Raw genomic sequence first — 26,210 nt, 5'->3', positions numbered from 1 at the left:
TCAGTGCTCAGTGCTCAGTGCTCAGTGCTCAGTGCTCAGTGCTCAGTGCTCAGTGCTCAGTGCTCAGTGCTCAGTGCTCAGTGCATGGCCTTGGTGACAGAGGGGATGGGCTTCGGGTGTGCCTGGCGTCAACAATCGTCCAAGCAGGGCAAGCTTTAGGCCGAGTCTTCCAGCAGGTGCAGTTCCTGCAGCGTGTTGGCGTTGGCGAAGGCATGGACATCGTCGCCCGCCGCATCGAAGTGGCACAGGGCCTGGGCATGTTGCGCGGTCCAGGCGTCGATCTTGCGGCCCCCTTGCTGTACAAAGTCCTGCAGGCTGGGCAGCAGGCTGCGGTGCAGCAAGGCGAACACGGGCTGGGGGCGCAACTGCAGTGCCCCGTCACGCCCGGCTTCGGGGCCTGCGGCCAGCACGATCTGGGCGTGCTCGCGCACGGCGGTGGCGGCCATGCGCGCCGCCAGATCGCGCGGAAAGCGCGGGCTGTCGCAGGGCACGGTCAGCAGCCAGGGGGTGGTGCAGTGCGTCAGGCCGGTCAGAAAACCGGCCAGGGGTCCGGCGTAGTCGGGCAGCACATCGGGGTGCACCGGCACGTGGAAGCCCTGGTAGACCTCCAGGTGGCGGTTGGCATTGAGCATGCACGTGCCCACCTGGGGTTGCAGGCGCTGCAGGGCGTGCAGCGCCAGGGGCTGGCCGAGAAAGGCTTGCAGGCCCTTGTCCACGCCACCCATGCGGCTGCCGCGGCCACCGGCCAGCACCATGCCGGTGATGTTCGCGGCAGGCAGTAGGGCGCTTGGGGTGTGAGGGGGGCTGGAGTCCATGGGCGTTTGCCGGTCAGCCACCGATGTAGCTCATCTCCACCCGCTTGCGGCCGGCGGCGGTGTCGGGCGGCAGGTTGGCGCGCAGTTCCGAATAGCGGTCATCGCGCTGGCCCCAGATGTGGGCGATCGCGTTGCTGATGGTGGCATCGTCGGAGGCGTTGCGCAGCAGCTCGCGCAGGTCCCAGCCTTGGTTGGCGAACAGGCACAGGTACAGGCGGCCCTCGGTGGACAGGCGGGCACGGTTGCAGTCGCCACAAAAGGCCTGGGTCACGCTGCTGATGACACCGATCTCGCCCAGGCTGGGGTCGTGGCGGCCATCGGCCCCGGCGTAGCCCCAGCGTTGGGCGGTCTCACCGACGGCTGTGGGCTCCAGCGGCACCAGGGGCATGTCGGCATCGATCAGCCGCACCACGTCGGCCGAGGGCAGCACGTCGTCCATGCACCAGCCGTTGGTGGCGCCCACGTCCATGTATTCGATGAAGCGCAGCGTCACGCCCGTGCCGCGGAAGTGGCGCGCCATGGGCAGGATCTGGTCCACATTGGTGCTGCGCTTGACCACCATGTTGACCTTGATGTGCGACAACCCCGCCGTGCGGGCGGCCTCGATGCCATCCAGCACATCGGAGACGGGGAAGTCCACATCGTTCATGCGGCGGAACACGGCGTCGTCCAGACCGTCCAGGCTGACTGTGACACGCTGCAGGCCGGCGTTCTTCAGGGACTGGGCCTTGCGGCGCAGCAGCGAACCGTTGGTGGTGAGGGTGATGTCCAGGGCCTGGTCTTCGGGCGTGCGCAGGGCCGACAACTGGGTGATCAGGCGCTCGAGGTCCTTGCGCAGCAGGGGTTCGCCGCCGGTCAGGCGCAGCTTGCGCACGCCGTGCTGGGTGAAGAGGCGGGCCAGCCGCGTGATCTCCTCAAAGCTCAGTAAGGCCTTGTGCGGCAGGTAGGCGTAGTCCTTGCCGAAGACTTCCTTGGGCATGCAGTACGCGCAGCGGAAGTTGCAGCGGTCGGTGACGCTGATGCGCAGGTCGCGCAGCGGCCGCGCGCGGCTATCCTGCAATTGCCCGGTGGGGACAATCGGCGCGGCGTTCAGGGGGGCCTGCAGCAGGCCATACCGTTGCTCGACCAGGGGAATCACGCGATCTACCATAGGCCAGCGATTGTGCCCGATGGTGTTCAGCCGTGCGGGGCTGTGGGGTTTGTAACAGCCGTGGCGGGGGGCAGGGCCGGGCCCTTGCCTTCGGGCAGGCGCCAGCCGGCGAATTGGGGGTAGTACTGGAGCACGGCGGGGCCGTGGAAGTCCCAGCCCGTGCAGCGCCCCAGATAGGCCGGGGGCTGGTCGGGCGTGGTGCTGAAGGCCGACACGATGCTCTGGAACGCGGCGGTCGCCATGTTGTTCAGCAGCTCGCGCAGGTGGGTGCAGCCCGCGATGCCGGCCAGGTGCGTGTCAATCGCTTTGCGCCAGCCCCGCGCCATGCTGCAGCCCACCATGCGCTGCATGCCGGCCAGGGCGCCGGGGCAGCCTTGCACCGGGTGCGCTTCCAGCGAGGCCTCAATCGCCTGCACCACCAATTGCGTGTCCACGGTGACGCGGATCCGCATGTGGTGGATGGGGTCGCCGGCCTTGCGCACGCCGCTGCCATTGGGGCGCGGCAGGTCAATGGCCTTGGTGTCCAGCAGCTCGCCTTCGATGTCCCACAGGCCGTCCGCGCGCTCGAAGCTGCGGTAGTGGACCTGGCGGATGTGCTGGGGGGTGCGTGAAATCGTGGGGGTGGAAAGGGGCATAGGCTTGGTGGGGTGGGGCCGGCAGCGCATGTCCGGCCAGGGGGGGTGCCTTGGGCATTCCGCATCCCCCGCCGCGCTGCCACAACGTGGCGGCGATTGTCGGCAGCTGGGCGCCAGTGTGCAGTCACCCAGGCTACGCCTTGTGAGGCAAAAAGGCCTGTAGCGCGCATGCCGCCTGCGCATTCAGCTATCTAATTTTCTAAGGGCAAGCCCTGTAGACAGCGCGTGGCCCCTCCACCAGCATGCAAGGATCTTAGCGATGCCCGGGAGGCCGTGATGAAAACCTTGGTGGACCAGTTGGCACAGTACGCGGAGTACCACCGCGATGGGCGCAACATCCTGACGCATTTTGTGGGCGTGCCGATGATCCTGTTCGCCGTGGTGATCCTGCTGTCGCGCCCCGGCTGGGCCTGGGGAGACAGTGGCCTGGCCGTCAGCCCTGCGGTGCTGGCGGCCCTGGCCGCCTCGGTGTACTACATGCTGCTGGACACCCGCTACGGCATCGCCCTGGCCGTGGTGCTGGGGGGCATGTTGTCCGTGGGCGTGTGGCTGGCCCAGCAGACCACGGCGTTGTGGCTGGGCTGGGGCGTGGGGCTGTTTGTGGTGGGCTGGGTCATCCAGTTCGTGGGCCATTACTGGGAAGGGCGCAAGCCGGCCTTCATGGACGACATCGTCGGTCTGCTGATCGGGCCGCTGTTCGTGCTGGCGGAAATGGGCTTTGCGCTGGGGCTGCGCAAGGAGGTGCAGCAGGCCATTGAGGCCCGCTCCGGCCCGGTGCGCCATGGCGCGCGTCCCGCCTCACTGTGAGCGGCGCAAGGCCGGGTGGCGCGGATATTCCAGCGCACTGCAAGAAGTCAGCAAGGGCATGCCTCTAAAATCCTCGGGTTGCCCCTCGCGGGGTTTTGTTTCACAACCTGATCAAACATCATGTCCTTCGAAAAGCTGACACCCGGCAAGAACGCCCCTGAAACCTTCAACGTGGTGATCGAGATCGCCGCCAACTCCGATCCCGTGAAGTACGAAGTGGACAAGGAAACCGGCTGCGTGTTCGTGGACCGTTTCATGGGCACCGCCATGCACTACCCCGTGAACTACGGCTATGTGCCCCAGACCCTGGCGGGTGACGGTGACCCCGTGGACGTGCTGGTGATGACCCCCTTCCCGCTGCCCTCCGGCGTGGTCGTGCCTTGCCGTGCCATCGGCATCCTGCACATGGAAGATGAAGGCGGCGTGGACGGCAAGGTGCTGGCCGTGCCCACCAAGAAGATTCTGCCTGCCTACGAGAAGATCGAAAGCCTGGCCGATGTGCACGAGCTGACCCTGAACCAGATCGCCCACTTCTTCGAACACTACAAGGACCTGGAAAAGGGCAAGTGGGTGAAGGTGCTGGGTTGGAAGGGCGTGGACGAGGCCCACAAGGAAATCGTGGACGGCATCGCCAACTACAACAAGGCCTAAAAATTTCATTTGCGAAACCTGGTTTTCGCAAATGGAATGCAAAAACCTTTGTAATTGTTTGTTAATGTGCAGACCCTTGGCGGGGTCTGCATTTTTTTTGCCCTTGTTCGGCCCCGCGTCCACTTGGAGACGAGATGTTTTTGGCAAATATGCGGATGGCCACCAAGCTGGGGGCCGGGTTTGCACTGGTCACGTTGCTCACGCTGGCGCTGGGCAGCATTTCTTTGTGGCAGATGCGGCAGATGGATGCCAGCACCCGGGCCGTGGTGCAGCACGCCATGCCCAGCGTGGTCGATGTCAGCAGCCTGCGCGAGCTGTGGAGCCGCCTGCGCCGTGCAGAAGCCGGCATCCTGAATGTGAACAGCGTGGCCGAAGTGGACGGCTATGTGGCCCAGATCACGCGGGTGCAGGAAGAGATCCAGGCGCACGAGCGCAGCTATGAATCCTTGGCGCGCCAGCCGCAGGAGCAGCAGCTCTGGGAGCGCTACCAGCAATTGCGTGGCCAATATGCCCAGACGCATGCCAGCTTTGTGCAGCAGGCACGCGACAAGGACTACAGCCAGCCCGAAGGCGATTTGCTGCTGGGCGATGCCGTGACGAACTTCTACGTGGGCACGGCAGAGCCCGCGTTCGTGAACCTGCTGGATGCGCTGGGCCAGCTGTCCAGCGTCAACCGCGAGCAGGCCGACCAGACCGCCCAGGAGGCCACGCGCAGCTACCAGTTTGCGGTGACCTGGGTGCTGCTGGGCATGGGGCTGAGTGCCGCGGTGGCCCTGGTCTGGGGATGGTGGATCACCCGCACGGTGACCGTGCCGGTGAAGCAGGCGGTGCATGCGGCCTTGCAGATTGCCGAAGGCGATCTGACCCAGGACATTCCCCGCGGCGGACGCGATGAAATGGGTGTTCTGCTGCAGGAGCTGGTGTCCATGCGCGACAAGCTGGAACGTGTGGTCAGCCATGTGCGCACCAATGCCCAGGGCGTGCTGGCCTCGAGCGAGCAGATCGCCTCAGGCAACGCCGACCTGTCCGGCCGTACGGAGGAGCAGGCCAGCGCCTTGCAGCAGACGGCGGCTTCCATGGAGCAGATGTCTTCCACCGTGCGGCACAACGCGGACAGTGCGGCCCAGGCCAACCAGCTGGCCATGAATGCCTCGCAGGTCGCCGCCCGTGGCGGTGATGTCGTGGCGCGGGTGGTGGACACGATGAAAGGCATTGATGCCAGCAGCCAGAAGATCGCCGACATCATCGGCGTGATCGACGGGATTGCCTTCCAGACCAACATCCTGGCGCTGAATGCGGCAGTCGAAGCTGCCCGTGCGGGCGAGCAGGGCCGCGGCTTTGCCGTGGTCGCCGGCGAGGTGCGCGCCCTGGCGGGCCGCAGCGCCGACGCGGCCAAGGAAATCAAGCTGCTGATCACCGAAAGCGTGGACCGCGTGGGGCAGGGCAGCCATCTGGTGGCCGAGGCCGGCGCCACGATGCAGGAGGTGGTCACGGCCATCCGCCATGTCTCCGATCTGGTGGGCGAGATCAGTGCCGCCAGCAAGGAGCAAAGCCAGGGCGTGGGGCAGGTGAGTGATGCGATTGCGCAGATGGACCAGGTGACCCAGCAGAATGCCGCCCTGGTCGAGGAAAGCGCGGCCGCCGCGCTGGGCCTGCAGCACCAGGCCAAGCAGCTGGTGGACGCGGTGTCCAGCTTCAAGGTCAAGCCGGCGCAGGCCGCCGTGCTGTCGCACACCGCGGCACGGCCGGTCGCTTTGCCAGCGCAGGCCTTGCCCCGGACCGCTTCGGTGGCGCTTGCATCCGCTGCGCCCGCAGCACCTGGAGGCCGCACCCGGGCCGTGGCTGAAGCAGCGCCAGTCCCCGCGGCCAAACCGGCCCTGGCCGTCACGGCGCGTGAGGATGACTGGGAGTCCTTCTGAGGCACACGCCGGGTGGCGTGCCGGGCAGGCCGCCATCGCCAAGCCTCCTGTCTTCGGGGCTTGGCCTGTTTTCTGGGAAGTCTGCGATGGCGGCGTTGGTGCGTACCGAAGTACTGGGATGGCACGCAATTTCCTTGCGGCCGTCGCAATCCTGTGAGGGAGTGATAATCGCTTTCTTTGCCTGCCAGGGTGTGTGACAAGGCGCACAGGCAGCAACGCTTGGTGTTTTGGCAGGCCTGCGGGCTTTAATTTTCATGACCACTTCCATCTGCATTGCTCAGCTCAATTTCACGGTCGGAGACTTGAGCGGTAACGCACAAAAAATTATCGAAGCCGCCCAGCAAGCCCATGCCCAGGGCGCTGCCTTGCTGATAACGCCGGAGCTGGCTTTGTGTGGTTATGCGGCCGAGGATCTGTTCCTGCGCCCTTCGTTCCAGCAGGCCAGCGATGCTGCGCTGCAGCAGGTCGTTGCAGCCAGTGCCGCCTGGCCAGACCTGCGCCTGTTGGTGGGCTGCACCCAGGCGGTACCGGGCACCCTGCACCGCCAGAACACGGCGGTCTGGATCGGTCAGGGCCGGGTGTTGGGGCAGTATGTCAAGCATGCGCTGCCCAACTATGGCGTGTTCGATGAGCTGCGCTATTTCACGCCGGGCCAGCAGGCCTGCGTGGTGGAGGTGGGGGGTGTCAAGGCTGGGGTGCTGATTTGTGAGGATGCCTGGGTCACCGGTCCCGCGCAGGCGGCCAAGGTTGCCGGGGCACAGATGCTGTTGGTGCTGAATGCCTCGCCCTACCACCTGGGCAAACAGTCCGAGCGCGAGGCCGTGCTGGCGCAGCGTGCCATGGAAACCGGCTTGCCTGTGGTGTATGTCCACATGGTGGGCGGGCAGGACGAGCTGGTGTTCGATGGGGGCAGCTTTGCCTTGCAGGCCGATGGCACCGTGGCCATGCGGGCGCCTGCGTTCCAACAGGTGCTGGCGCAGGTGGCTGTCCAGCCGCAGGCCGACGGCGTGCAGCTGGCGGGCCAGATTGACCCCGTCCAGGACGACAACGCCGCCCTGTGGGATGCCCTGGTGCTGGCCGTGCGGGATTACGTCGGCAAGAATGGGTTTCCGGGGGCTTTGCTGGGCTTGTCGGGCGGCATCGACTCCGCCTTGGTGCTGGCGATTGCCGTGGATGCATTGGGCAAGGACCGTGTGCGCACGGTCATGATGCCCTCGCCCTATACCGCGGACATCAGCTGGAAAGATGCGCAGGAAATGGCCGATCGCGTGGGCGTGCACCATGAGGTGATCGACATCGCGCCGCAGTTCGAAGCCTTCAAGGCCGCCCTGTCCACCCAGTTTCAGGGGCGGGCCGAAGACACCACCGAAGAGAATCTGCAGGCGCGCATCCGCGGCACGCTGTTGATGGCGCTGTCCAACAAGTTTGGCGCCGTGGTGCTGACCACCGGCAACAAGAGTGAAATGGCCACGGGCTACTGCACGCTGTACGGCGACATGGCCGGCGGTTTTGCCGTGATCAAAGATGTGCTGAAGACCCGGGTGTTTGCGCTGGCGCGCTGGCGCAATGCCAACGACCCCTTCGGGACCGGTCTGCACCCCATCCCTGAGCGCATCATCACCCGTCCGCCCAGCGCCGAGCTGCGCCCCGACCAGAAGGATGAGGACAGCCTGCCGCCGTACCCGGTGCTCGACGACATCGTGCGCCGTTATGTGGAAAATGACGAGCCCATCGAAACCATCCTGGCCCAGGGGCACACGCCCGAGAATGTGGAGCGTGTGGTGCGTCTGATCCGCATCAATGAATACAAACGCCGGCAAGCCCCGGTGGGCCCGCGTCTGTCGCCGCGCAGTTTTGGCAAAGACTGGCGCTGCCCGATCACCAACGGCTTCAGGCGCTAGTGCCTGCTGGCTGCCCCTCTGTCTTAGTTTTGCAATTCAAATTGGAGTCCTCACCATGAAAATGATCACTGCCATCATCAAGCCTTTCAAGCTCGAAGAGGTGCGCGAAGCTCTGGCTGAGTGCGGCGTGACGGGCCTGACCGTGACGGAAGTGAAAGGCTTTGGCCGGCAGAAGGGTCACACGGAGCTGTACCGTGGCGCGGAGTATGTGGTGGACTTCCTGCCCAAGGTGAAGATTGAAGTGGCCGTGGCGACGGAAGATGCGGACCGCTGTGTCGATGCGATCGTGGCGGCTGCCCGGACGGGCAAGATCGGGGATGGCAAGATCTTCGTCACTGCCGTGGAAAAAGTGGTGCGCATTCGCACCGGTGACCTGGACAGCGCGGCGATCTGAGTGGCGCCGCACATGAAAAAATCGATCTGGAAAGATCGCTTTTTTTGTGTGCAGGCCAGATGGCCGAGCCGGGAAGTCAGATCACTTCGCGCAGGTTCTGGCTTTCGGGGGCTGTGCCGGCCGATTCGACCAGGAACTTCAGCAATTCGGCCGGGCTGTCGCTGCTGCGGATCAGGTCCATTTGCCAGGCGCCCATGAAGCCCTGGTGCACGGTGGACTCCAGGAAGGCCAGCAGGTTGGTGTAGTAGCCCTCGACATTCAGCAGGCCGATGGGCTTGTCGTGGTACCCCAGCTGGCGCCATGTCCAGACTTCAAACAGCTCCTCGAAGGTGCCGATCCCGCCGGGCAGGGCCAGGAAAGCATTGCTGCGCTCGGCCATCATCGCCTTGCGCTCATGCATGGTGGTGACGATGTGCAGCTCATCGCACGCGGCGTTCGCCAGCTCCTTGTCGACCAGCGCCTGGGGGATGATGCCGACCACGCGGCCACCGGCGGCCTTGGTGGCCTCGGCCACCATGCCCATCAGGCCGGTTTTTCCGCCACCGTACACCAGTTGCCCCCCGCGCAGGCCAATCCATGTGCCGACGGCGCGGGCCGCAGCTTCATAGGCAGCAGCTTCGCCGGGGCGCGAGCCGCAGTAAACGCAGATGGAAAAAGCAGGGGGCTGGTGCATGGGGAGATCCTTGGTGGTGGCCGCCAACGTCCGCAATCCTCAGGGTTGAGGGCGGGGCGGGGTCAATGCGGCGGGCTCGGCCACCAGACGGGTGCCGGCCAGCACATCGTGCAAAAACTGGCGCTCGGGGTGAAAGCGGCTGAGCAAGGCCCACACGGCGACCCAGCCCGTGGTGAGCACGGCGACTTCGGCCCAGGGCAGGTGGAACGGCGCCAGCAATGCCAGCGGGGGCAGCAACCACAGCCAGCACAGGGCGTACCGTGCCAGCGCACGCACGCGTGTCAGTGGCCGGCCTTGCTGGTCCACGACGCGGATGTGCCAGGTCTTCATGGCCAGGGTCTGGCCCTTGCTCCAGAACCACGCAAAGTAAATGCCGAGCACCACGAACAACAGGGCCTGCAGTGTCTTGGGTGAGAGGGGGTGACCAAACAGGACACCTGCGCTGCCCAGCACCAGACCCCCGACGAACACGACGCCAAACAGCAACAGGCTTTCGTACAGCCAGCAAGCCATGCGCCGGCGCAGGCTGGGCGCGTGCAGTGGGGCGAGCGACAACGGGGATGGGGCGGATGGGGGCATGCAGGCTCGATGGGCAGCTTCCGGGCGGAAGGGGATTATTGTGCCGCGGCGGGAGCTGGGGGATGTGCAGCAGGCGGCTGTGTTGCAGTGGCCGGTTGGTGGGGATCCGTGGCGGGGTGCAAGGGCGGAAGCACCAGGGCCGGGGTTGCCTGTGGTACGGCCACGGGCTGGCTGGCCGCTGCCGGGGCTTCGGGCTTGGCGCTTTTCTGTTCCAGGGGTGTCAGCTGCACCGCTGGGGCGGCTTGGGGTGTGAACACCGGCACGCTTTCCACCACTGAAGGTGTGGCCACGGGCTGGGTGATGACGGCAGGCAGTGGGGCGGTCTTGACCGGTTTGTCGTCCTTGACGGCCGGCGGCGCGGGGGGGGGCACCTGGGCCAGCCGGCGTTTGGATTTCTTGGCTGCCTTGGCCTTGCGGGCCTGCTCGGCCAAGCGTTGCTTTTCGGCTTCGCTCAGGGCCTGGTAGGCATCCCATTTTGACTGCAGTTCCTCTGCAGACAAGCGCTTTGCGCTCTCAAAATTGATACGGGCCTGGTTGCGCTGCTGGACGCTCAGGTTGGCCCAGGTGGTCATGCGGCTGACCAGGCGATTGCGCTCGGCCTCATCCATGGTGGGATAACGGTCTGCAAGCACCAGCCAGCGGCGCTTGGCGAGGGCGCCCATGGTGTTCCAGCGATCGCGCAAGGGCATGAGCGCCTGGCGCTGGGCTTCGCTGATTTCGCGCCAGCTGGGGCCGGCTGCGCTCAGACGCAAGCGCGAGTGGGTGTCGGTGGTCAGGGAGGCGCCATCCCCTTGCTCTTCCACGGCCATGCCCGGCGGCACGGCACTGGGCACCATGGTGACTTGGTAGCTGCTCCAGATGCCCCCTGCGGCCAAGCCCAGCAACAGCACGCTCGCCAAGCCAACAGCGATCCAGGACGAGCGTGAAATTGTTGAGGGAGCAGAGGTCAGTGGCATGTAGGGCCGAGTGTAACAACTGCACACCAGCCCCAGGGGCTTGGTGCGGCAGGGAGCGGTTTCTTAGGGGGTGTCAGACACGGTGGTCTGCAAGTATTGCTGAAATCCCGGATCGGTAAATGCGGCTGGAGGCAGCTCGCTGGTGAGCAAGGCAGCATCCACTTCGGCCACATCCACGGTGGCGCGGCTGTCCTGCTCGGCGCCGATGAATGCCAGACCCGCCACCAGTGCCACCAGCGGCAGGGCCGTCAGCAGGCGTTGCAGCCACAGGGGCGTAGAGTCACCTTGGTCGCTGCGAGTTCCCAGAATGGCGGTTCCGTTCTGCGTGCCCAGCAGGGTGGGAGCCGACTCCGTGTGCAGGGCGCGCAACGGCGCCGAGCTGCGTTTGCGCAGGGACACGGCTTGGACGCGGGCTGCACGCAGGCGCTCGGTGACCACATACGGCAGGTTGGCATCTGCAGAAGACAGGTGCGCAGCCAGCTTGCGGGCGAAGGTGTCGGCCGCAAGTTCATCATGGTGCGAAGGTGTGGTCATAACTCGATTCCTTTGGCTTTGAGCGCTTTGCTCAGCGATTGGATGGCGCGAAAACAGTGGGTTTTCACGCTGCCCTCTGAGCAGCCCATGGCGGCGGCGGTTTCCGCCACGTCCATGTCTTCCCAGTAACGCAGCAAAAACGCTTCCCGTTGACGCGCAGGCAAAGCTTGAATTTCATTTTCAATACTTTGTAACAATTGCGCGCGCTGGGTGAGGGCTTCGGCACTCTGGCTGGCTTCTTGCTGCTCGTCGGAGGCATAGGTCTGCATCCAATCAAACCGTTCGTCGTCCGGGTCATCTCCATGCGCGAGGTCTTCCATATTGGTAAACAACGCGTTGCGGGTTTTCTGTCGCCGGAACCAGTCCAGGGTGCAATTGGACAAGATACGGTGGAACAGCATGGGCAGTTCCTGCGCGGGTTTGTCGCCGTAATGCTGCGCCAGTTTCAGCATGCTGTCTTGCACGATGTCCAAGGCGGCCTCCTCGTCGCGGACGTGGTAAACCGAACGTTTGAACGCTCGTTTCTCCACGCCTTTTAGGAAGTCAGATAGCTCTTGTTCGGTGGCCAAGACAGAAGTGCCCGGTAAGTCGATAACGCACAAAATCCATGCAGCTGTAACTGGATGCATCTTGCGCAAAGACCCTGATTATCGCATCGCGTTGGCAAACTGCCGAAAAGCGTTCGCCAAACCGTATGTTGCAGTGCCATAATGGGTGCTTGCAATTCAACAAGGCAAACGGGTCAAGGTCCGGCGTACACCCTCACGCCCATGTCCTTTGGCCTTAAGTCCTGAACCTGTCCCACAAGGACGCTGGCGAGGGGCACCCAAGGTTTTTCGTTAGAGAAATTCACAAAGGTGGATCATGGAAATCTCCAAAGCAGAGCACGCCAACGCGGCGGCGGCCTCTTCGCAAGCTGGTACCCAGGAACTGATGGGTGCCGAAATCCTCGTCAAGTCACTGCAAGCTGAAGGTGTGAAGCACCTGTGGGGCTACCCAGGTGGCGCGGTGCTCTATATCTACGATGCGCTGTACAAGCAAGACAGCATCGAGCATGTGCTGGTGCGCCATGAGCAGGCGGCCGTGCACGCTGCCGACGGCTTTGCCCGTGCCACTGGTGAAGTGGGCGTGGCACTGGTCACTTCCGGTCCTGGACTGACCAACGCCGTGACCGGCATTGCCACGGCCTATACCGATTCGATTCCGCTGGTGGTCATCAGCGGGCAGACCTCGGTGGCTGCCATCGGCACCGATGCCTTCCAGGAGTGCGACACCGTGGGCATCACCCGCCCCATCGTCAAGCACAACTTCCTGGTCAAGGATGTGCGCGACCTGGCGATTACCATGAAAAAGGCTTTTCATGTGGCGCGCACCGGCCGACCCGGCCCGGTGGTGGTCGATATTCCCAAGGACGTGTCCTTCAAGAAGGCAGCGTACAGCGGCTACCCACAAAGCGTGGAAATGCGTTCGTACAACCCGGCCAAGAAGGGGCACTCCGGCCAGATCCGCAAGGCCCTGCAATTGCTGCTGAGCGCCAAGCGTCCCTATATCTATACCGGTGGTGGCGTGCTGTTGGGCAATGCCTGCCCCGAACTGCGCACCCTGGTGGACATGCTGGGCTACCCCGTCACGCACACGCTGATGGGCCTGGGTGCCTACCCGGCCAGCGACCGCAAGTTCCTGGGCATGCTGGGCATGCATGGCACGATCGAAGCCAACAACGCCATGCAGAACTGCGATGTGCTGCTGGCTGTGGGCGCGCGTTTTGACGACCGTGTGGTGGGCAACCCCAAGCACTTCATGTCGGTGGAGCGCAAGATCATCCACATCGACATCGACCCTTCCTCCATCTCCAAGCGCGTGAAGGTGGATGTGCCCATCGTGGGCGATGTGAAAGAGGTGCTGGCCGAGTTGATTGCCATGGTGCGTGAAACCACGACCAAGCCCGACGACGGGGCCCTGGCCCAGTGGTGGACGCAGATCGAAGCCTGGCGCAGCCGCGACTGCCTGCAGTTCGACCGCGACAACAAGGACGTCATCAAGCCCCAGTACGTGGTGGACACTTTGTTCAACATGACCCAGGGCGAAGACGTCTACATCACCTCCGATGTGGGCCAGCACCAGATGTGGGCCGCGCAGTACTACCGCTTTGACGAGCCCCGCCGCTGGATCAACTCCGGTGGGCTGGGCACCATGGGTGTGGGCCTGCCCTATGCCATGGGCATCAAGCTGGCCAAGCCACAGGCGGAAGTCTTCTGCATCACGGGCGAAGGCTCGATCCAGATGAACATCCAGGAGCTGGCCACCTGCCGCCAGTACAACACCCCGGTGATCATCTGTGCGCTGAACAACCGCTACCTGGGCATGGTGCGGCAGTGGCAGGAGATCGAATACTCGGGCCGCTATTCCAGCAGCTACATGGATTCGCTGCCCGACTTCGTGAAGCTGGCCGAAGCCTACGGCCACGCCGGCATCCTGATCGAGGACCCTTCCCAGGTCGAAGCGGCCTTGAAGGAAGCGCGCCGGATTGCCCGCGAAGAGAACAAGTGCGTGTTCCTGGACTTCCGCACCGACCCCACGGAGAACGTGTTCCCCATGGTGCAGGCGGGCAAGGGCATCACCGAAATGCTGCTGGGGCCGGACGACCTCTGAGCATGCTTGTGAAAACATAGCTGTTGGCGCATGCCAGCGCTATGTTTCCAAGTGATAGGAGTTGCAACCGTAAGCATGGCTTGCGCACGGCGCTCCGAATTTTGACGAATCTATTGTCTGCCAAACCTGCGGCTTACCGGTCGCGGGGGAGGGCAGCGAAAAGAGGAATCCTTCACCATGAAACACATCATTGCCGTGCTGCTCGAGAACGAGCCCGGAGCCCTGTCGCGCGTGGTCGGCCTGTTCTCGGCCCGCGGCTACAACATCGAGTCGCTCACCGTGGCACCGACGGAAGACCCGTCGCTGTCGCGCATGACCATCCAGACCACCGGTTCGGACGACATCATCGAGCAAATCACCAAGCACCTGAATCGCCTGATCGAAGTTGTGAAGGTGGTCGATCTGACCGAAGGCGCCTACACCGAGCGCGAACTCATGATGGTCAAGGTGCGCGCCGTGGGCAAGGAGCGCGAGGAGATGAAGCGCATGGCCGACATATTCCGCGGTCGCATCATCGACGTGACCGAGAAAAGCTACACCATCGAGCTGACCGGCGACCAATCCAAGAACGATGCCTTCTTGCAGGCCATCGACCGCACCGCCATCCTGGAGACCGTGCGCACCGGTGCCTCGGGCATCGGTCGCGGCGAGCGCATTTTGCGTGTCTGAGGCATAACCCTGTCGTTTGCCGCGTACACTGATTTTTTGAATTCCCAAGTTTCAACACCCCAACAAACCACTGGAGCCAACCATGAAAGTTTTCTACGACAAAGACTGTGACCTGAGCCTGATCAAGGGCAAGACCGTGGCCATCATCGGCTACGGCAGCCAAGGCCACGCCCACGCACAGAACCTGAATGACAGCGGCGTGAAGGTCATTGTCGGTCTGCGCAAGGGCGGCTCTTCCTGGGACAAGGTCGGCAAGGCCGGTCTGACCGTGATGGAAGTGAACGATGCGGTCAAGGCGGCCGACGTGGTCATGATCCTGCTGCCCGACGAGAACATCCCCGAGGTGTACAACAACAACGTGGCGCCCAACATCAAGTCCGGCGCGACCCTGGCGTTCGCCCACGGCTTCAATGTGCACTACAACCAGGTCGTGCCCCGCGCCGATCTGGACGTGATCATGGTCGCCCCCAAGGGGCCCGGCCACACCGTGCGCTCCGAATACCTGAAGGGCGGCGGCGTGCCTTCCCTGATCGCCATCTACCAGGACAAGTCCGGCAAGGCCCGTGACGTGGCCCTGTCCTACGCTTCCGCCAACGGCGGCGGCAAGGGCGGCATCATCGAGACCAACTTCAAGGAAGAAACCGAGACCGACCTGTTCGGCGAGCAGGCCGTGCTGTGCGGCGGTGCCGTGGAGCTGGTGAAGATGGGCTTCGAGACCCTGACCGAAGCGGGCTACGCCCCTGAAATGGCTTACTTCGAGTGCCTGCACGAGCTGAAGCTGATCGTGGACCTGATGTACGAAGGCGGCATCGCCAACATGAACTACTCCATCTCCAACAACGCGGAGTATGGCGAGTACGTGACCGGCCCCGAAGTCATCAACGAAGAATCCCGCAAGGCCATGCGCAACGCCCTGAAGCGCATCCAGAGCGGTGAATACGCCAAGATGTTCATCAGCGAAGGTCGCCTGAACTACCCCTCGATGACCGCCCGCCGTCGCCAGAACGCCGAGCACGCCATCGAGCAGGTCGGTGGCCAACTGCGCTCCATGATGCCTTGGATCGCCAAGAACAAGCTGGTGGACCAGACCCGCAACTGATGCTGGTGCATCCCCTGCCGCAGCCAGGCTACGGCAGCCCAAGGCCGCTGCCTGTGCAGTGGCCTTTTTTCTTTGTTGGGGGCAAAGCCAACGCCGCTACACTGGCTGTCATCCAGATGGTGCAAGCCATCTGCTTAAAATACTATGGTTTTAATAGCTGCCGCGGATGCTTGCGGCAGCGCTCTGGAGGTGCATTACATGCATGACAGCAACGACGCCCAAGCGGGCGACGCCGGCGTGGTGGTTCGCAAGCGCCGCAAGGGTATTTACATCCTGCCCAACCTATTCACGCTGGCCGCCTTGTTCGGCGGCTTCTATGCCATCGTCATGGCGATGAATGGCCGCTTTGATCTGGCCGCGATTGGCGTTTTCTGCGCCATGGTGCTGGACAGCCTGGATGGCCGCGTGGCCCGCATGACCAACACGCAAAGCGCGTTTGGCGAGCAGATGGATTCGTTGTGCGACATGGTCTCGTTTGGCGTGGCGCCAGCACTGGTTGCCTACGAATGGGCGCTCAAGGGCCTGGGGCGCTGGGGATGGATTGCCGCCTTCGTCTACTGCTCGTGCGCAGCGCTGCGTCTGGCGCGTTTCAACGTCAACACCGGCGTGGTGGACAAGCGCTGGTTCCAGGGGCTGCCTTCGCCCGCGGCGGCGGCGCTGGTCGTCGGCTTCATGTGGGTGCTGAACGACTACGGCGTGGTGCGCGGTGAGGATGGCGTGTTGACCTGGGTGCAACTGATGTGGGTAATGTTCTTTCTCACGCTGTACTCGGGTCTGACGATGGTCACCAACGTGCCTTTCTACAGCTTCAAGGACGTGAACATGAAGCGCAGCGTGCCGTTCGCCGCGATCGTGCTGATCGTGCTGGGCATCGCCATCATCAATATCCACACGCCCACCGTGCTGTTTGCCGTGTTCGCCATCTATGGCTTCAGCGGCTATGCCGTCTACGCCTGGCGCAAGTCCAAGGGTCAGCGCACCAGCGTGATCAGCACTTCCAAGGAAGAGCCGGAAGAACGCGGTTTGCACGATTGAGCACAAATGCGGGCAACACTTTCCCAGAAACTGTGCTAGAGTTGTCCGCATGCAAAACCTGTCGCTAGCTCTACTACCAACCATGTCCAACGGGCAGATCTAGTAGCGCGCGCGTACACACACCCTACTTCCCAGGCCCGTAGCTTCCAGCGACGGGCCTTTTTTGTTTGGGGTTGCTGGAGTCCAGGCCACATTTTCTTGATCCACGAAAGAGAGCGCCCCATGTCGATGTTGCAGAACCCCGCCAGCAAATACCGTCCTTTTGTGCCAGTGCGCCTGACCGATCGCACCTGGCCCGACGCCACCATCACCAAGCCACCGGTCTGGTGCAGTGTGGACCTGCGTGATGGCAACCAGGCCCTGATTGAGCCCATGGACATCGAGCGTAAGATCCGCATGTTCGAACAGCTGGTGAAGATCGGTTTCAAGGAAATCGAAGTCGGTTTCCCCTCGGCGTCGCAGATCGAATTCGACTTCATGCGCAAGCTGATCGAGGAAAAGCGCATTCCCGATGACGTGACCGTGCAGGTGCTGACCCAGGCGCGCGAACACCTGATCCGCCGCACTTTTGAAGCCTTGGAAGGCGTGCCCCGCGCCATCGTTCACCTCTACAACGCCACGGCCCCGGTGATGCGCCGCGTGGTGCTGGGCATGAGCGAGGACGAGATCGTCGAACTGGCCCGCAGCAATGCCCAACTGTTCAAGGACATTGCGGCCGACCACCCCCACACTGACTGGACCTTTGAATACTCGCCCGAGATGTACTCGGACACCGAGGTGGAGTTCTCCAAGCGTGTGATTGATGCCGTGACCGATGTCTGGCAGCCCACGCCCCAGAAGAAGTGCATCATCAACCTGCCCACCACGGTCGAGCACTCCAGCCCCAACATCTTTGCTGACATGGTGGAGTGGACCCACCGCCATGTGAACCGCCGCGACTCCATCGTGCTGTCGGTACACCCGCACAATGACCGTGGCACGGGCACGGCCACCGCGGAAATGGCCTTGCTGGCCGGCGCCGACCGCCTGGAAGGCTGCCTGTTCGGCAATGGCGAGCGCACCGGCAACCTGGATGTGGTGAACGTGGCCTTGAACATGTACATCCAGGGCATCAACCCGGGCCTGGATTTCTCGGACATCGACGGCATCCGTGCCACGGTGGAGTACTGCAACCAGTTGCCTGTTCACCCCCGCCATCCCTATGTGGGCGAGCTGGTCTACACCTCGTTCTCGGGTTCGCACCAGGACGCGATCAAGAAGGCCTTCAGTGCGCGCCAGGAAGGTGACATCTGGGACATGCCTTATTTGCCGATCGACCCCAAGGACTTGGGCCGCAGCTACGAAGCCGTGATCCGCGTCAACAGCCAGTCCGGCAAGGGCGGCATTTCCTACCTGCTCGAAGCCGAATACGGTTTGCAGTTGCCCCGCCGCCTGCAGATCGAGTTCAGCCAGGTCGTGCAGCGTGAAATGGATGCCTTGGGCACCGAGTTCACCGCCAACCACCTGTGGCAGATCTTCCGCAAGGAATTCGGCATGGATGTGGCACAGGCCCCGCAATACCGTCTGGCAGAAGAAAACGGCGAGGTCACGCTCAACGCCAAGCTGCACTGGGACGGCCAGGAGCGCGTGCTCGAAGGCAAGGGCACCGGCCCTATCGATGCCTTTGTGCAGGCCCTGTCGCAATCCCTGGGCCGCAGCGTGCGCGTGATGAACTACAGCGAGCATGCCGTGGGCGAGGGTGCCAACGCCCAGGCCGTGGCCTATGTGGAAGTGCGTGTGGACGACAGCCACACGGTGTTCGGTGTGGGCATTGATGCAAACATCGTCTCGGCGTCGATTCGTGCGATTTTGTCCGGTGTGCGACGCGCCCCGGCCGTACAGACGGCGGCAGCCTGATGCAGCGCTCTGGTGCGCTTGCGCTGTGCGCGCAAGTGCCGCCGGGCTGCTGACTTTCCGGATGGTGAAATCTGTCGCATGACAGGCGGTATCGCAGGTGCCAGCTGCGATGCCGCCTGTATTGTTTGCTCTCAAATAAATGCGATTGAGTGCTAACTCCTTGCTACAAACGGTAGCGGCCGTCCTATAATTTCCCTAATTTCTGTCCAAAAAGTCGTGCAATTCGCGTGAGTGCACGACTTTTTTGGTGGTTACCGGCACTTCTACCGTCGTCTGTTGTTTGGAGCACTTGCATGCACCACCGATCCTCTGTTGCGTATGCGCGCATCGCCAAAGCCCTGGCATTCCTGACACTAAGTTGCGCATTGGCCACCCCGGCCGCCTACGCATCCAAGACGGCACCTGCCAAAAAGACTGCCACTGCGTCAAAGCAGCAAAAAGCGCCCGTGGTGCGCAAGGCCGTGGCCCAGAAGTCTCCCGCCAGTTCCAGCCGCAAGGTGGCAGTGGCGCGTCCGGCCAAGGCTCAGCAGACCAAGGTTGCGGCCAAGCCCGCTGCACGTCGCACGGTCGCCGCGGCGGCTGCTGGTGCTGCTGCGGCCGCCGCCGTGGTGGCGCGTCCGTCCTTTGGCCAGTTGGCCGGCTTGCACCAGGTGTCCGATCCGCTGGACCTGAAGTCCAGCGTGGCCCTGGTCATGGACCAGGAAACCAGCGAGGTGCTGCTGCGCAAGAACGACCACGCCGTGCTGCCGATCGCGTCGATCACCAAGCTGATGACCGGCCTGCTGGTGGCCGAGGCCAAGCTGCCGATGGATGAAATGATCACCATTACGCAGGAAGACGTCGACACCGAAAAGAACAGCAGCTCGCGCCTGCGCGTGGGCACCACGCTGACCCGTGGTGAGATGCTGCACCTGGCGCTGATGTCCAGCGAGAACCGCGCTGCGCATGCGCTGGGCCGCACCTACCCCGGTGGCCTGCAGCACTTTGTGCAGCTGATGAACATGAAGGCCAAGCTGCTGGGCATGTCGGAAACCCAGTTTGTCGAGCCCACCGGCCTGTCCAGCCGCAACCAGTCCAGCGCCCATGATCTGGCGACCCTGGTGAACGTGGCGCATTCCAACGCGCTGGTACGCGAATTCTCGACCTCGCCCAGCTACGAAGTGGCCGTGGGCAACCGCACCCTGCAATTCAACAACACCAACCGCTTGGTCAAGAGCGACCACTGGGAGATCGGCCTGCAAAAGACCGGCTACATCTCCGAAGCCGGCCGTTGCCTGGTGATGCAGGCCGAGGTGGCGGGTCGCAAGATCATCATGGTGTTCCTGGATTCGGTGGGCAAGTACAGCCGACTGGGCGACGCCGAGCGTGTGCGCAGCTGGGTGGAGGCCGGTGGCCACAGCCTGTTGGCGGCCAGCAAGTAAGTCTGCCGACGCGCCCAGAACTCATCTGAAAAGAGAGCTGCTGGCGCTTGTTGTGTGCCGGTTTAGGATGGAAAACATCCTGAAACCCAATCACTGCAAGCGCTGACAGCTCTCTTTTTTTGTTGGCTGCGGCGTTCAGCAGCGCAGCAGCAGCTTGCCGAAGGGTTGTTGCTGCTCGAAATGGCGGTGCGCTTGGGCCGCTTCGCGCAGCGGGTAGCTGCGCTCGATCAGCGGCAGCAGCTGGCGCTGGGCAATCACCGGCAGCCAGCGCTGCGCAAAGCGCTGGGTCATGGCAGCCTTCTGCGCCGGGGTCAGGGATTTCATCACCGTGCCTTCGATGCGCAGCCGGCGTGTCATCAGCACATCCATGGGCAGGCTGCCCTGGGCGCCACCCTGCAGGCCCAGCTGGATCAGGCAGCCCCCGGCTTCCAGGCTGCGTAGGTTGCGCTCCAGGTAAGGGGCGCCCATGTTGCAGATCACCACATCCACGCGCCCGCCAGGCACGTCGCGGGCAATCACTTCGGCGAAGTCCTGGCTGGCGTAGTCGATGGTGATGTCGGCGCCCAGTTCGCGCAGGCGTTCGTGCTTGCCAGCGCTGCTGGTGGTGACGATGGTGCGCGCGCCGGCCATGCGCGCCATCTGCATCAGCGAGGTGCCGACGCCGCCGCCCGCGCCGTGGACCAGCACGCGGGCGCCGGGCTGCATCTCGCCCAGGTGCAGCAGCACGTGGTGTGCGGTGACCATGGCCTCGGGGATGCACGCGGCTTCCTCATCGCTCAGGTTGTCGGGCGTGTGCATGGCCATGCCGGCATCGATGCGGGCGTATTCGGCATAGGCGCCGCCGCCGACAATGCCCATGACGCGGTCGCCGATGGCAAAGCCCTGGGCCTCGGGGCCGATGGCCACCACCTCGCCGGCCATCTCCAGGCCGATCACCGCGTCGCTGTCGCCAAAGCCGGGCTGCGCGCCGTACTTGCCCTGGCGCCAGTTCATCTCGGCACGGTTCAGACCGGCCGCGCGCACGCGCACCAGCAGGTCGTTGGGGCGCAGGCTGGGCAGCGGCATCGTGGTGGGCTGCAGAACCTCGGGGTCGCCGAACCCGTGGTGGGCGGCGGCCAGCATGGTGGTGGGCAGGGTGGGCATGGCTGTCTCGTTATGGTGGTTGCGGAAAACAAAAAAGCCGTGCGATGCAGGCATCGGACGGCTTATAGGGGCTGGTGCAGAGATGGCGCGGCGTACTGGAATCGAACCAGTGACCCACAGCTTAGAAGGCTGTTGCTCTATCCAACTGAGCTAACGCCACCGCGTTTGTGTATCTGTGCCTGTAGCTTCATAAAGAGTAGCGTTTGATTGATCAAATGCGGAGCGCTCCGCATTTGTAAAACGCCATCTTCATGAGTGGGCGTCATTATGCCCCGATTTGGCGCCCCGCGACCTGCAACAGGGCATGGGGGCGGGCGCCGCAGCCTCAGCGTTGGTGGAACCTGCGCCACAGGGCCTGCAGTTCCGCGGAGTGTGCGGCATCGCGCAGAAACGGCGGCACGGACAGGGCCAGCAGCAGCAGGGCCAGCGGCACCACGCAGAAAAAACCGATGTGTTTGAAGCCCAGGGCGCCGGTGATGCCGCCCAGCACGAACATCGCGATCAGCCCGGCCGTCATGCGCATGCGGCGCCAGTCGTGCTGCACAGTGGGTAGGGCCGTGGCGGACTGCCGGCGCTGGCGGCGCCAGAACAGGGCCTTGCCCAGTTCCATGCCGAGGTCGGTGAAGTTGCCGGTCATGTGCGTGGTGCGCGTGCTGCCCCCCGAGGTCTTCGAGCCGACGGCATTTTGCAGGCCCATCATGAAAGACAGCAGCAGCACGGTCAGTGGCACGGCGAACGGGGTGTTCCAGTTCAGGGTGACGGTGCCCATCAGGCCGAAGGGAAAGAGCATCAGCGCCTCCAGCATCAGGGGCAGGGCATAGACGCTGTACAGCTGGCGCTGGCGCCCCCAGTTGACCAGCACGGCGCACACGGCGGCGCCGGTCATGAAGGCCAGGATGGCGCCCAGGGCATTGAGCAGCAGCTTACCGTTGCCCAGCACCAGACCGTCGGCCAGTTGCGAGGCAAAGCCCGTCATGTGCGAGGTGTACATGCCGAGGATGAGGAAGCCGCCCGCATTCACGGCGCCGGCATTGAAGGCCAGCAGCAGCCCCAGGGCCATGTTGGTGGACGGTGCCCGGTGTCGGTTGGTCAGGTGGCGAAGTCTGCGCATTCCATCCCTGCAAACGTTGGTTGGGGCGGCCGGGGTGGCCGCCCTTGCATGTCGCCTGGAATTGTCGGTCAAATCCTACGAGGGTGCAGGCGTAGTCGCGCGGGTACTGCAAGGCAGGCCCGCTGAGGTGGATGGGTGTGGTGCTTGCAGCATGAAGCCCCTGCAGACCATTGCCTGGCAAGCGCAGCGCGCTATGCTTTCAAGATGCCCGTGGAGCGGGACATGGCGCAAAAAACAAAGCCCGCTGCAGGGCGGGCTGAGAAGGATGCAATCGCCGGGGCGCTCAGCGGCGGCGCTGCGGGGCAGGGCTGCCGCTGCGCTGTTCGATGTGTCGGAATGTCAGTCGGCCCTTGTCCAGGTCGTAGGGGGACATTTCCAGGCTGACCTTGTCGCCGGCCAGCACGCGGATGCGGTGCTTGCGCATCTTGCCGCCGGAGTAGGCGATCAGTTGGTGTCCGTTGTCCAGGGTGACGCGAAAACGGGCATCGGGCAGCACTTCGTCCACCCGGCCTTGCATTTCAATCAGTTCTTCTTTGGCCAATGTGATTTCACTCCTCTGTGGTGGTGGGGTCAGCTCAGCTGGTTGCACAGCACCATGCTGCGGCCTTCTTGCAAGGCGTAGCGGGTGGCGCTGGCGCGCGAGTCGAACTGGTCGATGAAGCGGAAGACGCGGTCATAGACGCCGCGGCGGATGGAGACCGCCGCGGACACTTTGCCGCTGGCGGTGGTGTGGGTGAGCGGGGTGACCACATAGTGGCCGACACGCTCGGTGATCGAAGCATGGTGCATGGTGTCGAAGCTGGCGCAGACCCTGAGCGGGTGGCAGCCAGGCAGAAAAGAATGGTTAAAAAATATCCCTTCGGAGTCGGCGAAGGGCAACGGCCCGGGGGCGGGCGGCGGCTTGTGGTGATGGCAATGTCTTGCTGGGGCGAAGCCCTGGGTGCGGCAGCGCGGTGCAGAGGCGCTGCCCAGGAGCCACAAGCCCAGCCCCTGAAAACCAAGGATTATAAAAGAAACTTACTTTATATGCAAGCCGCATAAAATGCCGCGCCGCCTGGGTGGTGCAGGTGGAAGGCAGGTGCCTGCGGGTTTTTCGTCGGAAGAATGAATGACTTGGGAGGGGATGCAGGCTTGGGGTTGGAAGGAAGTTTGATGGATGCTGAAAATGGATTTGGCGCTTATCCATAATGCGATGGATGCTCATGAAAAAAGAGCAATCCTGGGGTGTGCGCACCAACCCTGCACACCAACGTCTCCAGTGCGCGGTGAGCCTGATGCGGAGAATCCCCCCGTTCATGCAGGAAAACTGCTTGCCAAATGAGGCCAGCGTTAGACTTTGCGATTGCCCTTGATATTCGAGATCCATTTTTGCAAGCCAGCCAGTATTTCTCATTGATCGTGCCTGTGTGTGGGGTGCTGCTCGGCCTGGCCCTGGTCGTCTGCTGGACAGTACTGCGTCAGCATCGCTACCTGCTGTGGCTGGCGGCGGCTTACATCCTGCCCGCAGTGCCGCTGGCGGCGCAGACCCTGATGAGCAACGAGCAGCTGGCGCGCACGGCTGTGCTGCTGGGGGCGTTCTACCTGTCCGGCCTGTGGGCCATGGCCCAGGGCATGGCGCTCAAGTACGGGGGCGCGGCCCACCCCCGACTGGCGGCGGTCGTGGGCGTGCTGGCGCTGGGGCTGCTGTATTACTTCTCGCAGGTCACCGACCAGTTGCGCATCCGCATCCTGGTGCTGAACCTGGCCATGGTGCTGCTGTTGCTGCTGGGGGTGATGGCCGTGTACCGGCAGCGCCGGCCGGTGCATGGGCTGGAGCGCCTGCTGCGCGCCTCCTACCTGGTGTTTGTGGCGTATTCGGTGCTGCGCCCGGCGATGGTGGCCGTGTTCCTGTGGGAGGGTCCGCTGCCGGAGCTGTCGAGCTCGCCCCTGTGGCTGCTGATGCTGGCGGTCAACCTGTTGCTGAGCCTGTGGTTCATCGCCGTGCTGCTGGCCGTCAGTGTGCGCGAGATGTTCGTGATCCTGAAGCACGAGCGGGACCGCGATTCGCTGACCCAGCTGCTCAACCGCCGCGCCTTCTTCGAGCAGGCCCCGGCGCGCATGCGCCAGCCTGGCGGGCAGTGGGCCCTGGTGGTCTGCGATGTCGACCATTTCAAGCACATCAACGACAACCTGGGCCATGGCATGGGTGACGAGGTGCTCAAACTGGTGGCGCAGGTGCTGGTACAGCATGTGCGCCAGGACGATCTGGTGGTGCGCTTTGGGGGCGAGGAGTTTGTGCTGATGCTGCGCTGCACGGACCTGGAGGGCGCGGTGGCGGTGGTGCAGCGCATGCGCGAGCAGCTGGCCCTGGAGTCGCTGCGCCTGCTGCCCCAGCCGTTGACCGCCAGCTTCGGGGTGGTGATGTGCGATGCCATGGCTTCCCTGCAGACGCTGCTGCGGCATGCGGATACCCTGTTGTACGAGGCCAAGCGGGCCGGGCGCAACCGCGTGGTCAGCAGCATGGCGGCGCTGTCGCCCGCCACTGTGGCACCGGCCGTGGTGCAGGGTTGAACCATCGGGCGCTGTGGTGGCCGTCTATGAGTCCAAAGTGGCTGCAGCCCAGGTGCAGTGAGCGCTGATTGCTATCGTTGATGTAGTGTAAAAAAGCCCCGCACTGGATACCAGTACGGGGCTTTTTGTTGAGCGCCGCTGCGGGTGCGGTATGGCGGACCTTGTCGCGCGGGGGGGTTCAATCCTCGTCGAACACGATGTTGGGCCGTGTCACCACCCGCGCCACGTCGCCCAGACCGCCCAGCACGCCGTGGCTCATGTAGCTGTACGGGGTGTCGGGCTCCAGGGCTGCCGCCGCCAGGTAGGCCAGAGGCTGGTTCATGCTGACGTAGTAGCTGCCGGGCGTGGCCTCCATGGCTGTGCGGGCCAGCGTGACATTCGCCGTGGGCGTGCTGGTGCCGGGTGTGGCGGCCTGGTAGGTCTCTACCTGCATGGGCGAGAGTTCGCCCACGCGTTGCACGATCACGCCCAGCATGCTCAGGCGCTCGGTGGCCTGCACGGCATTCGGCGACAGCCAGTAGCCGCAGGCCTGGTGGCGCTGGCGTGGCTGCACCATGCTCATGCCGCTGGTCCATGCCACGGGCTTTTGCACCAACTGGGCGGTCTGGGCGTCCACCAGCGTCACTTCGCGCTGTTCCTGGCGCGGCTGCGCCTGCACGGTCAGCGTGCTGCGGCAGGCCTTGGAGGCGACATCGCGCGCCACGAAGGCGCTCACCTGGCGCAGGTTGTCGGCGCGTTGGGCGGCGTTCTGCAGCACCGCCATCATGGCCTTGACCTGGCTGTGCACGCGGCGCTGGATGTGGGTGCGGCCCAGGTCGCTGCCGCGGCTCAGGGTTTCCATGCTGGCCATGTTCTTCAGGCTGGAGGCGTTGCGCAGCGTGGTGGGGGCCAGGCCGCCCATGGCAAAGCCGGCGGCGGCGTCGCTGCCGGTGGCTGTGAACGCCCAGTCGGCACGCAGCCGCGCCTGGCTGAGGGCTTGCACTACGGGTTCGTGCAGCCACTCGCGCGCGGCCTTGGTCACGAACTCGTGGGCATTCGGCGTGATGCCGTACTGCAGGCCCATGGCGTTGGCGCGCACGGCAGCAAAGCGCTGCAGCGTGGGTTCGATGGCGGCGAATTCGCCGGCATCCAGCACGATGGCCGGGCGGTAGTCGCGCGCCAGCTTGGCCAGGAAGCGCGCTTCCGGTGTCTTGAGCAGCAGGTGGTCAAAACGCAGGTCCGTGCCATCGGCGGTGGTGGCGCGGCCCTGGTCAAAGCCGTCGGGGTTGGCGCGTGGCACCAGGATGATGTTGATCTTGTCCAGCAGTGGCGCCAGCAGACCGCCGGTGCCCAGCTCTTTGGCCAGGACCAGGGCGGCCTCGGTGGCGGCGGTGTCCGTGCCTTGCTGGCCGGCCACGATCATGACGCTGGGGCGCCCGCTTTCTTCCAGGGCCAGGGGCGAGATGCTGGGGTTCTGCGTGGCAATCAGCGCCAGGATGGGGGCGCCACTTTGCGCGCTGCCGCTGTTGAGCACGCCCAGCCGTGGGCCGCCACTGGTGCTGGCCTGGCTCAACTCGCGCAGCAGCTCGGTCAGCTCGCTGTTGGTGGTCAGGCTGCGGCGCCCGTCGGACAGGCCGGGGG

General features: G+C 64.0%; 25 protein-coding genes and 1 tRNA gene. 12 read left to right on the top strand and 14 right to left on the bottom strand.

The annotated features are described in order from the left end of the window. Positions 1 to 155: 155 nt before the first annotated feature. Genes mobA through CA2_RS05185 form a run of 3 tightly spaced genes read right to left on the bottom strand, consistent with a single transcriptional unit; the run spans position 156 to position 2,600 of the window. Complete coding sequence (gene mobA, locus CA2_RS05195) at positions 156 to 815, bottom strand: molybdenum cofactor guanylyltransferase MobA (protein ID WP_042413379.1); 660 nt, start codon at positions 813 to 815, stop codon at positions 156 to 158. Between the two features lie 13 nt (positions 816 to 828). Further along, positions 829 to 1,965 (bottom strand): GTP 3',8-cyclase MoaA, encoded by a 1,137-nt coding sequence (gene moaA / locus CA2_RS05190; protein WP_042413376.1) that lies wholly within the window; start codon positions 1,963 to 1,965, stop codon positions 829 to 831. A 26-nt stretch (positions 1,966 to 1,991) separates the two neighbouring features. Continuing rightward, the gene (locus CA2_RS05185; RefSeq protein WP_042413373.1) at positions 1,992 to 2,600 is read right to left on the bottom strand and encodes a DUF2889 domain-containing protein; all 609 of its coding nucleotides are present in this window, start codon (positions 2,598 to 2,600) and stop codon (positions 1,992 to 1,994) included. 276 nt (positions 2,601 to 2,876) lie between these two features. Here CA2_RS05185 and CA2_RS05180 point away from each other — a divergent pair, with 276 nt between their 5' ends. The 5 genes from CA2_RS05180 (at position 2,877) to CA2_RS05160 (ending at position 8,272) form a co-directional block, all read left to right on the top strand. After that, complete coding sequence (locus CA2_RS05180) at positions 2,877 to 3,407, top strand: Mpo1 family 2-hydroxy fatty acid dioxygenase (protein WP_042413370.1); 531 nt, start codon at positions 2,877 to 2,879, stop codon at positions 3,405 to 3,407. A 120-nt stretch (positions 3,408 to 3,527) separates the two neighbouring features. Then, positions 3,528 to 4,058, top strand: coding sequence for an inorganic diphosphatase (ppa, locus tag CA2_RS05175; protein WP_042413367.1), 531 nt, complete (start codon positions 3,528 to 3,530; stop codon positions 4,056 to 4,058). A 134-nt stretch (positions 4,059 to 4,192) separates the two neighbouring features. Next, the gene (locus CA2_RS18725) at positions 4,193 to 5,977 is read left to right on the top strand and encodes a methyl-accepting chemotaxis protein (RefSeq protein ID WP_042413364.1); all 1,785 of its coding nucleotides are present in this window, start codon (positions 4,193 to 4,195) and stop codon (positions 5,975 to 5,977) included. Positions 5,978 to 6,231: 254 nt separating this feature from the next. After that, complete coding sequence (locus tag CA2_RS05165) at positions 6,232 to 7,878, top strand: NAD+ synthase (protein ID WP_042413362.1); 1,647 nt, start codon at positions 6,232 to 6,234, stop codon at positions 7,876 to 7,878. A 55-nt stretch (positions 7,879 to 7,933) separates the two neighbouring features. Beyond that, positions 7,934 to 8,272: a P-II family nitrogen regulator gene (locus tag CA2_RS05160; RefSeq protein ID WP_042413359.1), complete on the top strand. Its 339-nt coding sequence runs from the start codon at positions 7,934 to 7,936 to the stop codon at positions 8,270 to 8,272. 76 nt (positions 8,273 to 8,348) lie between these two features. Here CA2_RS05160 and CA2_RS05155 read toward each other — a convergent pair whose 3' ends face one another. The 5 genes from CA2_RS05155 to CA2_RS05135 all read right to left on the bottom strand — a co-directional run bounded on the left by CA2_RS05155 (position 8,349) and on the right by CA2_RS05135 (position 11,583). Continuing rightward, positions 8,349 to 8,945, bottom strand: coding sequence for an LOG family protein (locus CA2_RS05155; RefSeq protein ID WP_042413390.1), 597 nt, complete (start codon positions 8,943 to 8,945; stop codon positions 8,349 to 8,351). A 39-nt stretch (positions 8,946 to 8,984) separates the two neighbouring features. Then, positions 8,985 to 9,458 (bottom strand): RDD family protein, encoded by a 474-nt coding sequence (locus tag CA2_RS05150; protein ID WP_042413387.1) that lies wholly within the window; start codon positions 9,456 to 9,458, stop codon positions 8,985 to 8,987. 101 nt (positions 9,459 to 9,559) lie between these two features. Then, on the bottom strand, positions 9,560 to 10,480 hold the full coding sequence (locus CA2_RS05145; RefSeq protein ID WP_081888872.1) for a DUF3106 domain-containing protein: 921 nt from the start codon (positions 10,478 to 10,480) through the stop codon (positions 9,560 to 9,562). 63 nt (positions 10,481 to 10,543) lie between these two features. After that, positions 10,544 to 11,014 (bottom strand): DUF3619 family protein, encoded by a 471-nt coding sequence (locus CA2_RS05140; protein ID WP_042413358.1) that lies wholly within the window; start codon positions 11,012 to 11,014, stop codon positions 10,544 to 10,546. Next, the gene (locus tag CA2_RS05135) at positions 11,011 to 11,583 is read right to left on the bottom strand and encodes an RNA polymerase sigma factor (protein WP_042413356.1); all 573 of its coding nucleotides are present in this window, start codon (positions 11,581 to 11,583) and stop codon (positions 11,011 to 11,013) included. Before CA2_RS05135 ends, CA2_RS05140 begins: the two co-directional genes overlap by 4 nt. Before the next feature lie 295 nt (positions 11,584 to 11,878). Here CA2_RS05135 and CA2_RS05130 point away from each other — a divergent pair, with 295 nt between their 5' ends. From CA2_RS05130 to pbpG, 6 genes are all read left to right on the top strand, one after another. Continuing rightward, positions 11,879 to 13,666 carry an acetolactate synthase 3 catalytic subunit gene (locus tag CA2_RS05130; protein WP_042413353.1) on the top strand — a complete coding sequence of 596 codons (1,788 nt, stop codon included), beginning with the start codon at positions 11,879 to 11,881 and terminating at the stop codon, positions 13,664 to 13,666. Positions 13,667 to 13,843: 177 nt separating this feature from the next. After that, the gene (ilvN, locus tag CA2_RS05125) at positions 13,844 to 14,335 is read left to right on the top strand and encodes an acetolactate synthase small subunit (RefSeq protein WP_042413352.1); all 492 of its coding nucleotides are present in this window, start codon (positions 13,844 to 13,846) and stop codon (positions 14,333 to 14,335) included. An 82-nt stretch (positions 14,336 to 14,417) separates the two neighbouring features. Continuing rightward, positions 14,418 to 15,434 (top strand): ketol-acid reductoisomerase, encoded by a 1,017-nt coding sequence (gene ilvC, locus CA2_RS05120; protein ID WP_042413349.1) that lies wholly within the window; start codon positions 14,418 to 14,420, stop codon positions 15,432 to 15,434. 198 nt (positions 15,435 to 15,632) lie between these two features. Continuing rightward, positions 15,633 to 16,469, top strand: a complete 837-nt coding sequence (gene pssA, locus CA2_RS05115; protein ID WP_042413346.1) for a CDP-diacylglycerol--serine O-phosphatidyltransferase — start codon at positions 15,633 to 15,635, stop codon at positions 16,467 to 16,469. 228 nt (positions 16,470 to 16,697) lie between these two features. Continuing rightward, complete coding sequence (gene leuA, locus CA2_RS05110; protein WP_042413344.1) at positions 16,698 to 18,365, top strand: 2-isopropylmalate synthase; 1,668 nt, start codon at positions 16,698 to 16,700, stop codon at positions 18,363 to 18,365. A 293-nt stretch (positions 18,366 to 18,658) separates the two neighbouring features. Beyond that, the gene (gene pbpG / locus CA2_RS05105) at positions 18,659 to 19,786 is read left to right on the top strand and encodes a D-alanyl-D-alanine endopeptidase (RefSeq protein ID WP_042413339.1); all 1,128 of its coding nucleotides are present in this window, start codon (positions 18,659 to 18,661) and stop codon (positions 19,784 to 19,786) included. Between the two features lie 135 nt (positions 19,787 to 19,921). On the opposite strand, the gene CA2_RS05100 is transcribed toward pbpG, so the two are convergent. The 5 genes from CA2_RS05100 to CA2_RS05080 all read right to left on the bottom strand — a co-directional run bounded on the left by CA2_RS05100 (position 19,922) and on the right by CA2_RS05080 (position 22,829). Then, a complete protein-coding gene (locus CA2_RS05100) occupies positions 19,922 to 20,929 on the bottom strand; it encodes an NAD(P)H-quinone oxidoreductase (RefSeq protein ID WP_245620886.1) in 1,008 nt (335 codons plus the stop codon). A gap of 83 nt (positions 20,930 to 21,012) precedes the next feature. Then, positions 21,013 to 21,089, bottom strand: a tRNA-Arg gene (locus tag CA2_RS05095). A 165-nt stretch (positions 21,090 to 21,254) separates the two neighbouring features. Continuing rightward, on the bottom strand, positions 21,255 to 22,040 hold the full coding sequence (locus tag CA2_RS05090; RefSeq protein ID WP_042413334.1) for a YoaK family protein: 786 nt from the start codon (positions 22,038 to 22,040) through the stop codon (positions 21,255 to 21,257). Between the two features lie 283 nt (positions 22,041 to 22,323). Then, positions 22,324 to 22,581, bottom strand: a complete 258-nt coding sequence (gene infA, locus CA2_RS05085; protein WP_042413330.1) for a translation initiation factor IF-1 — start codon at positions 22,579 to 22,581, stop codon at positions 22,324 to 22,326. 29 nt (positions 22,582 to 22,610) lie between these two features. Beyond that, positions 22,611 to 22,829: a hypothetical protein gene (locus CA2_RS05080; RefSeq protein ID WP_042413326.1), complete on the bottom strand. Its 219-nt coding sequence runs from the start codon at positions 22,827 to 22,829 to the stop codon at positions 22,611 to 22,613. Between the two features lie 615 nt (positions 22,830 to 23,444). On the opposite strand from CA2_RS05080, the gene CA2_RS05075 reads away from it, so the two are divergent. Then, positions 23,445 to 24,590 carry a GGDEF domain-containing protein gene (locus CA2_RS05075; RefSeq protein ID WP_169741445.1) on the top strand — a complete coding sequence of 382 codons (1,146 nt, stop codon included), beginning with the start codon at positions 23,445 to 23,447 and terminating at the stop codon, positions 24,588 to 24,590. Between the two features lie 178 nt (positions 24,591 to 24,768). Here CA2_RS05075 and CA2_RS05070 read toward each other — a convergent pair. Continuing rightward, positions 24,769 to 26,210, bottom strand: a 1,442-nt coding sequence (locus CA2_RS05070; RefSeq protein ID WP_042413319.1) for a M14 family zinc carboxypeptidase, incomplete at its 5' end; no start/stop codon positions are given.

Source organism: Comamonas aquatica NBRC 14918 (genome assembly GCF_000739875.1).
In the GTDB taxonomy this organism is placed as follows: Bacteria; Pseudomonadota; Gammaproteobacteria; order Burkholderiales; family Burkholderiaceae_C; genus Comamonas; species Comamonas aquatica.
The sequence above is the reverse complement of the archived record's forward strand: the minus strand, read 5'-3'. Positions and strand labels throughout refer to the sequence as shown.